Origin of the sequence: Salipiger pentaromativorans, assembly GCF_024721115.1 — a bacterium.
Lineage (GTDB): Bacteria > Pseudomonadota > Alphaproteobacteria > Rhodobacterales > Rhodobacteraceae > Salipiger > Salipiger pentaromativorans.
The window spans coordinates 267,743-277,073 of record NZ_JAMDHK010000001.1 but is presented as its reverse complement, the minus strand read 5'-3'; the positions used below and the strand labels follow the sequence as shown (position 1 = coordinate 277,073).

Annotated in this window: 8 protein-coding genes; 5 read left to right on the top strand and 3 right to left on the bottom strand. The window is 66.5% G+C overall.

The window, feature by feature from the left end; genetic code table 11:
* Positions 1 to 11: 11 nt before the first annotated feature.
* The 3 genes from M4578_RS01275 to M4578_RS01265 all read right to left on the bottom strand — a co-directional run bounded on the left by M4578_RS01275 (position 12) and on the right by M4578_RS01265 (position 4,245).
* Positions 12 to 1,613, bottom strand: a complete 1,602-nt coding sequence (locus M4578_RS01275) for an ABC transporter substrate-binding protein (protein WP_258091621.1) — start codon at positions 1,611 to 1,613, stop codon at positions 12 to 14.
* Positions 1,614 to 1,694: 81 nt separating this feature from the next.
* Positions 1,695 to 2,756, bottom strand: a complete 1,062-nt coding sequence (locus tag M4578_RS01270; RefSeq protein WP_258091620.1) for a dipeptidase — start codon at positions 2,754 to 2,756, stop codon at positions 1,695 to 1,697.
* 70 nt (positions 2,757 to 2,826) lie between these two features.
* Positions 2,827 to 4,245, bottom strand: coding sequence for a hypothetical protein (locus M4578_RS01265; protein WP_258091619.1), 1,419 nt, complete (start codon positions 4,243 to 4,245; stop codon positions 2,827 to 2,829).
* 264 nt (positions 4,246 to 4,509) lie between these two features.
* On the opposite strand from M4578_RS01265, the gene phnC reads away from it, so the two are divergent.
* From phnC to M4578_RS01240, 5 genes are all read left to right on the top strand, one after another.
* On the top strand, positions 4,510 to 5,328 hold the full coding sequence (gene phnC, locus M4578_RS01260; protein WP_258091618.1) for a phosphonate ABC transporter ATP-binding protein: 819 nt from the start codon (positions 4,510 to 4,512) through the stop codon (positions 5,326 to 5,328).
* Between the two features lie 57 nt (positions 5,329 to 5,385).
* A complete protein-coding gene (gene phnD, locus M4578_RS01255) occupies positions 5,386 to 6,291 on the top strand; it encodes a phosphonate ABC transporter substrate-binding protein (RefSeq protein ID WP_258091617.1) in 906 nt (301 codons plus the stop codon).
* 176 nt (positions 6,292 to 6,467) lie between these two features.
* Positions 6,468 to 7,328: a phosphonate ABC transporter, permease protein PhnE gene (gene phnE, locus M4578_RS01250; protein WP_258091616.1), complete on the top strand. Its 861-nt coding sequence runs from the start codon at positions 6,468 to 6,470 to the stop codon at positions 7,326 to 7,328.
* Positions 7,328 to 8,632 carry a phosphonate ABC transporter, permease protein PhnE gene (gene phnE / locus M4578_RS01245; protein WP_258091615.1) on the top strand — a complete coding sequence of 435 codons (1,305 nt, stop codon included), beginning with the start codon at positions 7,328 to 7,330 and terminating at the stop codon, positions 8,630 to 8,632. Before phnE (M4578_RS01250) ends, phnE (M4578_RS01245) begins: the two co-directional genes overlap by 1 nt.
* A complete protein-coding gene (locus tag M4578_RS01240) occupies positions 8,632 to 9,243 on the top strand; it encodes a DapH/DapD/GlmU-related protein (RefSeq protein ID WP_258091614.1) in 612 nt (203 codons plus the stop codon). Before phnE (M4578_RS01245) ends, M4578_RS01240 begins: the two co-directional genes overlap by 1 nt.
* Positions 9,244 to 9,331: the final 88 nt, after the last annotated feature.

The following is a 9,331-nucleotide window of genomic DNA, read 5'->3' as shown; positions in this document are numbered from 1 at the left end:
GATCGGCCACGTTACTTGGTCACGACCCAGTAGGTGGCCGCCGTGGTGGCGCCGCCCGAGACGAAGTTCTCGACATTGGCGCGCATGCCGTGCTGTTCGATCTGCTGGAACATGATGCCGAAGGGCGAGACCATCTGGTGTTCCTTCTGGATCGCCAGATACATCGCCTTGCGCTTTTCGGTGTCGTTCTCGACCACGGCGGCGAGGGTCTCTTCGCTCATCTCGGGGATGCCCCAGGCGTTGCGCCAGGCGAGCAGGCCGGTGGCGCCGGCCTCGTCGCTGTTGTCGGGGTTGAAGGCGAAGGTGCCCGCGTTGGTGTTGGGGTCGGGATAATCCGGGCCCCAGGCGCCGACATAGATGTCATGCTCGCGGGCGCGGTAGCGGTCGAGGGTCTGGGCGCCGGTGCCGACGATCAGCTCCGCCTCGCAGCCGAGCTGGCCCCAGGTGTTCTGCAGCGATTGCGCGATGTCGATGCGCTCCTGCGCCTCGCGCACCGAAAGCTTGATCGGGCCGCAGTCCGGGAAGCCGGATTCGGCCAGCGCCGCCTTGGCCTTGTCCATGTCGAAGGTATAGGGCTTGTCCTCCAGCGCGCCAAGGAAGGTCAGCGGCAGGAAGGCCTGATGCACGGTGTATTGCCCGTTCAGGAAGCTGCCCGACATGCCCGCGTAATCGGTGGCCCATTTCAGCGCCTCAACCACCTTGGGATCGGAAAGCATCTCGCTCTTCTGGTTGGCCGACCAGTACATCAGGCGGCCCTTCAGCTCGTCGATGACCTTGAGATCGGGGTTCTCCTTCACCGCCGCCACGTCTTCGGGCGACAGGTTGCGGGCGATGTCGATGTCGCCGCGTTCCAGCTGCAGCCGCTGGGTGGCGGATTCCTGGATGTGCTGGACGATCACCCGCTCCATCGCCGGTTTCTCGCCCGAATAGTTCGGGTTGAGCGCCATCAGCACGGATTCGTTGGGCTTCCAGTCCACCACGGTGTAGGGGCCGGAGCCCGCGGTGTTGGTGCGCAGCCATTCGCTGCCCATGTCGCCGTCGACCTCGTTGGCCATGACGGTTTCCATGTCGACGATGCCGCCGATGGTGGCGGCAAAGCAGTTCAGCACGAAGGAGACGGCGTATTTCTGGTCGAGCTTGATCACCAGCGTGGTGTCGTCGGTGGCGACGATGGTCTCTTCGACGTTCTCGGGCGTAAAGCCGAACTGGGTCAGGATGAAGGAGGGGGTCTTGTTCAGGATCACCGCGCGGCGCAGCGAGAATTCCACGTCCTTGGCGGTCAGCGCGTTGCCCGAAGAGAAGACATGGCCGCTGGCGATGGTGAAGGTGATCTCGGTGCCGTCCTCGGAGATCTCCCAGCTTTCGGCGAGCTGCGGCTGGAAGCCTGCGTCGAGGTCGAGCGGGTCGAAGTTCACCAGCTTTTCATAGACGTTGCGCGACACGTCGGCACCGGCGAATTCAAAGCTCTCGGCCGGGTCGAAGGTTTTGATGTCGTCGATGCGGTTGGCGATCACCAGCATGTTGGGCGGCGTTTCCGCCAGCGCCGGCATGGCCGCCGAGCCCATGAGCGCCGCGACCAGCGCCATGGTTCGCAAGCTGCGAGACTGTTTCATTGTCGATACTCCCTGTTGGTTGTCTTCTTGGTTATCCGGCTCGCTGAAACGCTGCCTTTTATCGTTGGTCGTCTTTGGTTCTCATTCGCCCCAGGTCTTGCGCAGCACGCGCAGCCAGTTGCCGTAGGCCAGTTTCTCCATCAGTGCCGCGTCGATGCCGTGACCGGCCATCGCCGCGCGCAGCCTGGGCAGGCCCGCGCAGTCCACGATGTCCTTCGGCACCAGTGCGCCGTCGAAGTCCGATCCGAAGCCCACGCGGTCCTCGCCCAAAAATTTGATCAAATGGTCAAGATGCCGGAGCAGGAGGTCAAGCGAAAAATCGCTGTCCATCTGCCCGTCGGGGCGCAGGAAGGCCGATGCGAAGTTGATGCCCACCATGCCATCGCTTTCGGCGATGACCGAAAGCTGCCTGTCTGTCAGGTTGCGCGAGTGCTTTGTGACCTCCCAGGCGTTGGAGTGGGTGGCAACGAGAGGGGCGTCGGAAAGCGACGCGACGTCATTGAAACCCTGCTCATTTAAGTGGCTCAGGTCGATCATGATCTTCAGCTTGTTGCACTCGGCCACCAGCCGTTTGCCGTCTTCGGTAAGGCCCGGCCCGGTGTCGGGCGTGGCGGGAAAGCGGAACGGCACGCCATGGCCGAAGATCGTCGGGCGCGACCAGACCGGCCCCAGCGAGCGCAGCCCGCGCGCGTGCATCGCGTGCAGCATCTCGAATTCGGGGTCGATGCCCTCGGCGCCCTCGATATGCATGATCGCGGCCATCTTCGGCCCGTGAATCGCCTGTTCCAGCTCGGCCACGCTGCGGCAGATGGTGACGGCGCCCGCCGCCTCCAGCGCTTCCAGTGCCTCGGCGCCCTTCAGCGTGACCTCGCGTCCCTCCTCGAAGGGGATCATCTCGGGCAGGGGCATGTCGTATTGCGGTTTGACCATTTCCTCCTGCCGCTGCGCCTTGTTGTTGGGCGAGGGCACGAAGATCGCAAAGAACCCGCCGGCAAAGCCGCCGGCCCTGGCGCGGGGCAGGTCGATATGGCCGTCGGTCAGCCCTTCCGCGACGCCGTCCGCCGTGGCGGTGCCGCGCAGCAGGCGCAGGATCAGGTCGTTGTGGCCGTCGAAAATGGGCGGGTCGATGAGAGGGGTCGTCATGGTATCGCGGGCTCCGCAGTCTTGGTTGGCCCGAGACTGGCACCGCGAGTCATTCGTATGCAAGCAAATTTCAGCTTAGCAGATAGGCATATGCCAAAACCCAGAGCGGCAGAGTGGCCAGAGCGCACAGCATATAGGCGCCATTCCAGCGCAGCCCCACATGGCGCGCGCCGACATTGGCGAAGGAGCCGATCAGCAGCGTCGTGGCGGTAAAGGGCGAGCTGATGCCCGACAGCGCCCAGCCCGCCGTGATCGCCGTGACCAGCGCGGTCGGGGTCACCCCCAGCTCGGCCGGGGTTGGCAGCAGCGGCGCGATGAGCGTGACGGCAAGGATCGGATTCATGGCGAACTGCCCGGCGAGCGGGATCACCCAGACCAGCCCGGCGAGCACCAGCCAGCTTGGCAGCTCCTCGGGGTGAAAGCCGCTTGCCTTCACGAGCGGCACCAGCAGCGGGGCGGCGACCGTGCCGATGTAGCCCGCCATCATCAGCAGCAGAACCTCGCCGCGATAGCCGGGCATCTCGCGGAAGCAATAGTCCGAGAGCCTCCGGCGCAGCGGTGCGCCGCCGCCGCGGCTTTGCAGCGCCGCCCAGATCAGCGCCATCACCGGCACGATCACCAGCACCAGCCCGACCACGCGGATGCCCGTCAGCGCCCCCAGCACCAGCACGCTGACCGCGAGGATGACCAGCAGCGCCAGCAGCGGCAGCATCAGCGCCCAGGACCCCTCGGGCCGCTGCACCACGGGGGGATTGGTGAGGCGCGGCTTGAACAGCGTGTCGAGCCCCCAGCCGATCAGCGTCATCAGCAGGGCGGTGCCGAGCGCGGGCAGCAGCACGCTGCCCCAGCTGGTGCCGGGGATCAGCGCGGTGGTGATCGCGATGGCGAAGGACAGCGGCGACCACGGCAGCGAGCTGATGAAACCCCGCTGGATCGCCAGCAGCATGCGGCGGCGGCGGTGATTGCGGATCTCGGCGTCGGGCTCTTCCTGCGCTGCCGCCGTGGCAAGGCTGCCGAGCAGAGAGATCGCGCCGTAATTCAGGATGAACGCAAAGGCGCTGCCGCCCATGGTCAGCGCCAGATAGCGCCGTCCCGGTGGCTGGCGCGCGAGAAAGCTGCCGCCCGCGCGGATCGCGGGCGAGGGCTCGGCGGCGCTGCGCAGCGTTGCCAGCGCGGTGAAGAAGGCGCAGATGAAGGCGGCGGAGCGGGTGGCGCGCAGCACCACCTCCTGCCAGTCGCCGCCGCGCCAGACCAGCGCCCCCGTCAGCGCCAGCGCCGCCAGCACAAAGCCCTTGCGCCCGGCCCGCACCTTGACGAAGAGCCCCGCCACCAGCAGCCCCAGCAGGGCAAAGAGCAGCGGATCGAGCGCCGCGGGCCCGCCCCATTCGCGCAGGGCCACCAGCCCGGCGATCAGCACCAGAAAGAGCCCGATGAGGCGGTCGAGAAGCGGGATGGCGGGTGCCGGACCGGGAGAGGACGTCTGGGGCATGGCGCGTGAAATCGGCATTTCCTGATGTCGCCGGACCGGCCCGGAGCCTGGAGCGCCACGGGCGTGGGGCAGGGGGCGGGGGCGGTTTCGGCTATGAACCTCCCTGTTGTAGATCATCAATCCCGCCGCGCCGCAATCGCCGTGCCGCGCGCGGGCGGCGTTACGAAATCTTCATGCGCCGGTGATCTTTTCGATACGAAAGCGTCACGCAGCCGACACCTGCCAGCCCCTATAGAGCCCCGGAACGATGAACTCGGGGGACACATGCTCGTCGTAGACCAGCTGACCAAGCGCTTCGGCGCAAACACGGCCGTGGACAACGCGAGCTTTACCGTCGACCGCTCGATGATGATCGGCATCATCGGCCGCTCCGGCGCGGGCAAGTCGACCTTCCTGCGCATGATGAACCGGCTGACCGACGCCACCGAGGGCGAGATCCGCTTCGAGGGCCGCAACGTGCTGGCGCTCAAGGGCAACGAGCGGCGCGCCTGGCAGTCCGACTGCGCGATGATCTTCCAGCAGTTCAACCTGGTGCCGCGCATGGATGTGGTCTCGAACGTGCTGCACGGGACGCTCGCCAAGCGCCGGGTGCTGCCCACGATGTTCAACCTCTACCCGCGCGAGGACATCCACCGGGCCATCGACATTCTCGACCGTCTGGGCATCGCAGATCACGCGGCGAAACGCGCCGAGGCGCTGTCGGGCGGCCAGCAGCAGCGCGTCGCCATCGCGCGGGCGCTGATGCAGGACCCCAGGGTCATCCTGGCCGACGAACCGATCGCCTCGCTCGACCCGATGAACGCGCAGATCGTCATGGAGGCGCTGCGCCGCATCCATGACGAGGATGGCCGCATGGTCATTGCCAACCTGCACACGCTCGACACCGCGCGGCGCTATTGCGACCGGGTGATCGGCATGCGCGACGGGCGCATCGTCTTCGACGGCACGCCCGAACAGCTCACCACCGGCGTCGCCCGCGACATCTATGGCGCGGGGGCGGAATTCTCCGAAGACGCCACCTCCACCGAAATCCGCGACCCCGTGGCCCAGACGGAGATCCGTCAGGCCAAGGTCTCGGTCTGAACCAGCTTCCATGAGGCCCCGAGAGACGGGGCAGTCAGCGACAGAGAGGGAAGACCCATGAAAACGCTCATCGCGGCCGCACTGGCCACCACCGCGCTGGTTTCCGCCGCCTCGGCGCAGGAAATCACCGAGTTCAACATCGGCATCCTCGGCGGCGAGAACGCCCAGGACCGTCTGAACAACCACGAGTGCCTGAAGACCTATTCCGAGGAAACGCTGGGCGTTCCGGTCAAGCTCTTCGCGCCCGCCGACTATAACGGCGTGATCCAGGGCCTGCTGGGCGGCACGCTGGACATGGCCTGGCTCGGTGCCTCGGGCTATGCCGCCACCTATCTCGCCGACCCCGAAGCGGTCGAGCCGGTGCTGGTGAAGGTGAACCTCGACGGGTCCATCGGCTATTACTCCATCGGCTTCGCCCGCAAGGACAGCGGCATCGCCTCGCTGGACGACATGGCCGGCAAGACCTTCGGCTTCGGCGATCCGAACTCGACCTCTGGCTACCTGATCCCCTCCATCGAGATCCCGCAGTACAAAGACGGCATCACCATGGAGTCGGGCGAGTACTTCAAGGAAGTGAAGTTCACCGGCGGCCATGAGCAGACCATCGTCGCGGTGAACAACGGCGACGTGGACGCCGGTGTGACCTGGGCCGACGGCCAGGGCGCCTGGGAAGACGGCTACAACTCGGGCGCGCTGCGCAAGGCGGTGGACGCGGGTCTCATCGACATGAACGACCTGACCGAGATCTGGCGCTCGAAAGAGATCCCCGAAGGCCCGATCGTGCTGCGCAAATCGCTGCCCGACGACGTGAAGGCGAAGATGACCGCGCTTGTCGAAGGCATGTACGAGGCCGACAAGGAGTGCACCTACAACATCTCCGCCGGTGAATCGCTGGGCTTCCGTCCCATCGGCCACGACAACTACCTGTCGATCATCGCGGCCCGTCAGGCCAAGTCGAACTGATCGGATCCTGACGAGAGGCCCCGCGCTGGACGCGGGGCCTTTTCCGTTGCCCGCTTCTTTCTCCCGGCGGTGTCCGGTGAGGTCCCGGATCTGGTCCGGGACGGGCGGGCCCGGAAAACCCGCGCCCCGGACCCCGATCCGGGGCCTCCCGCCTCTCCACGCTTGATGAGCCGCTCATGACCCACGCCGACCCCACCTTCGACACGCGCGCCCATTACATGGCGCTGATGGCCCGCAAGCGGCTTTACGGCGGGCTGGTGCTGGCGGTCTTCGTGGCGCTCATGGCCTCGGGCTTCATGCTCGCCGACGAGCGCAACGCGGGCGGGTTCTGGCGCGGGCTGCCGCATGTCTTCGACTTCCCCGCCGATGTGATCGCCGACACCGCGCCCAAGCTCGACCAATTGCCCGGCCATCTGCTGACCTATTTCCCGGCGCTGGTGGAGACCATCAACATCGCCGCCGTCTCGACGCTGATCGGCGCGGCGCTGGCCATGGTGCTGTCGCTGCTCTCGACCCGCGGGCTCGCCCGCTGGCCGCGACTCATCCCGCTGTTCCGCCGGACCATGGACATCATGCGCGCGGTGCCCGAGATCGTCATCGCGCTGGTGCTGATCTTCATCCTCGGCGGCGGGCCGGTGCCCGCGATGATCGCCATCGCCTTTCACACCGCCGGCGCGCTGGGCAAGCTTTTCTCCGAGGTCAACGAGAACGCCGACCTGAAGCCCGTCGAGGGGCTGCAATCGGTCGGCGCCACCTGGTTCCAGCGCATGTGGCTGGGGGTCGTGCCGCAGGTCTCGCCCAACTATTTCAGCTACGCGCTGCTGCGCTTCGAGATCAATATCCGCGCCTCGGCCATCCTCGGTTTCGTCGGCGCGGGGGGCATCGGCTACGAGCTGAAGAACGCCATGTCCTGGGGGCAGGGCAAGTTCGACGAGGCCGCCGCGATCTTCATCCTGCTCTTTGCGACCATCGTGGTCTTCGACCAGCTCTCCTCGCATATCCGCAACGCCATGATCGCCAAGAAGGGGGGCCACTGATGGCCGACGCCGCGCTCTACGCCTCCGCCGACCGGCTCTTTGCCCGCAAGCGGCTGATCTCCTTCGGCCTGCCCGCGCTGGTGCTGGTCTATCTGGCCTATGTTTTCTTCGCCTTCGACATTCCGGGCCTCGCCGAGCGCGCCCGCATGGACAATGCCCGCGTGCTGGTCTCGGACGCCTGGAGCTACAAGACCCACGTCACGCAGGACAACCGCTCGGGCGAACTGACCGTCGCCATCGAGGGCGAGCGCAAGGGCACCTATGCGCCGGGCACCGAGCCCGACTGGGTCACGCCGGACGCCGCGGGCACCCGTGTCGATCTGGGCGAGGGCCATGTGGTGGTCTTCGACCCGGCGGGCGGGTTCCGCTATGACGTGCCGGGCTTCGGTCTGATCGTGGCGCATCTCGACGGGCGCAACGTCACCTCGAACCTGCCGGAAGAGGTGCCCGACTGGATTTCCGCCTCGCGCACGCGGCTTCAGGTGCATACCGAGGCGGGGCGCGTCTCGCTCACCCGCAACAAGACCGAACTGTTCCGCTATTTCCCCGGCTGGGAGCTGTTCTTCTTCACGCTGGAGAGCCCCTATCACGGGCATGGCCTTTCCGAGATCCTCTTCGGCGACCGGCTCGACCTGGCACGGTCGAACCTTGCAGGCGCCTGGCACGATTTCTGGCAGAACAACATGTGGCGCCACGCCGATGTGGCCTGGGCGCTGTTCGAGACCATTCTCATGGCCTTCCTCGGCACCTTCGGCGCGGCCATCGTGGCGCTGCCGCTGGCGTTCCTCTCGGCCAAGAACTTCGCGCCGCTGGTGGCGCTGCGCTTTGCCACGCGGCGGGTGTTCGACTTCCTGCGCGGGGTGGACGGGCTGATCTGGACCATCGTACTCAGCCGCGCCTTCGGGCCGGGGCCGCTCACTGGGTCGCTGGCGATCCTGCTGACCGACACCGGCACCTTCGGCAAGCTCTTCTCCGAGGCGCTGGAGAATGTCGACGGCAAGCAGATCGAGGGCGTCTCCTCGACCGGGGCCAAACCGCTTCAGCGCTACCGTTTCGGGGTGATCCCGCAAATCACGCCGGTGCTGATCTCGCAGCTCTTCTATTATCTCGAATCCAACACCCGCTCCGCCACCATCATCGGCGCGATCACCGGCGGTGGCATCGGTCTCTTGCTGACACAGGCGATGATCACCCAGAAGGACTGGGAAGAGGTGAGCTATTACATCGTGCTGGTGGTGCTCATGGTCATGGCGATGGACAGCCTCTCGGGCTGGCTGCGCCGCAAGCTGATCTCGGGGGCGTGATGGCGCGGCTTGGGGACGACCCGTTCCTGCATCCCGATTGCGACCTGACGGAGTGTTCCCTCGGGCGCTTCGTCGAGATCGGGCGTGGCTCGCGGCTCGCGCATGTGGAGATGGGCGATTATTCCTATTGCGACCGCTATGCGGACATCGCCAACACGACGGTGGGGAAATTCGCCAATATCGCGAGCTTCACCCGGATCGGGCCGACCGATCACCCGATGGGCCAGCCCTCGCTGCACCATTTCCTCTATCGCTCGGGCGATTACTGGGACGATGCGGAGCGGGACCAGGCGTTTTTTGCGCACCGCCTGTCGCGGCGCGCGCAGATCGGCCATGACACCTGGATCGGCCATGGCGCGGTGGTGCGGCCCGAGGTGACCATCGGCGACGGCGCGGTGGTGGGCGCGGGCGCCGTGGTGACCAGGGATGTGCCGCCTTACATGATCGTCGCGGGGGTGCCGGCGGTGCCCCTGCGCGAACGGTTTCCGGCGGCGGTGGCCGAGCGGCTGATGGCCTTGGCCTGGTGGGACTGGGACCACGCCACTCTGCGGGCGCGGCTGGGCGATTTCCGGACGATGCCGGTCGAGGCGTTTCTCGAACGTTACGGCTGAGCTTGCGCGGGCCCTCTGGCGCGCGGGCGGGCAGATTCTCCGCAACCTGCCGGCCAGCCGTGCGAAACCCGCCCCTGCGGGTGGCGGG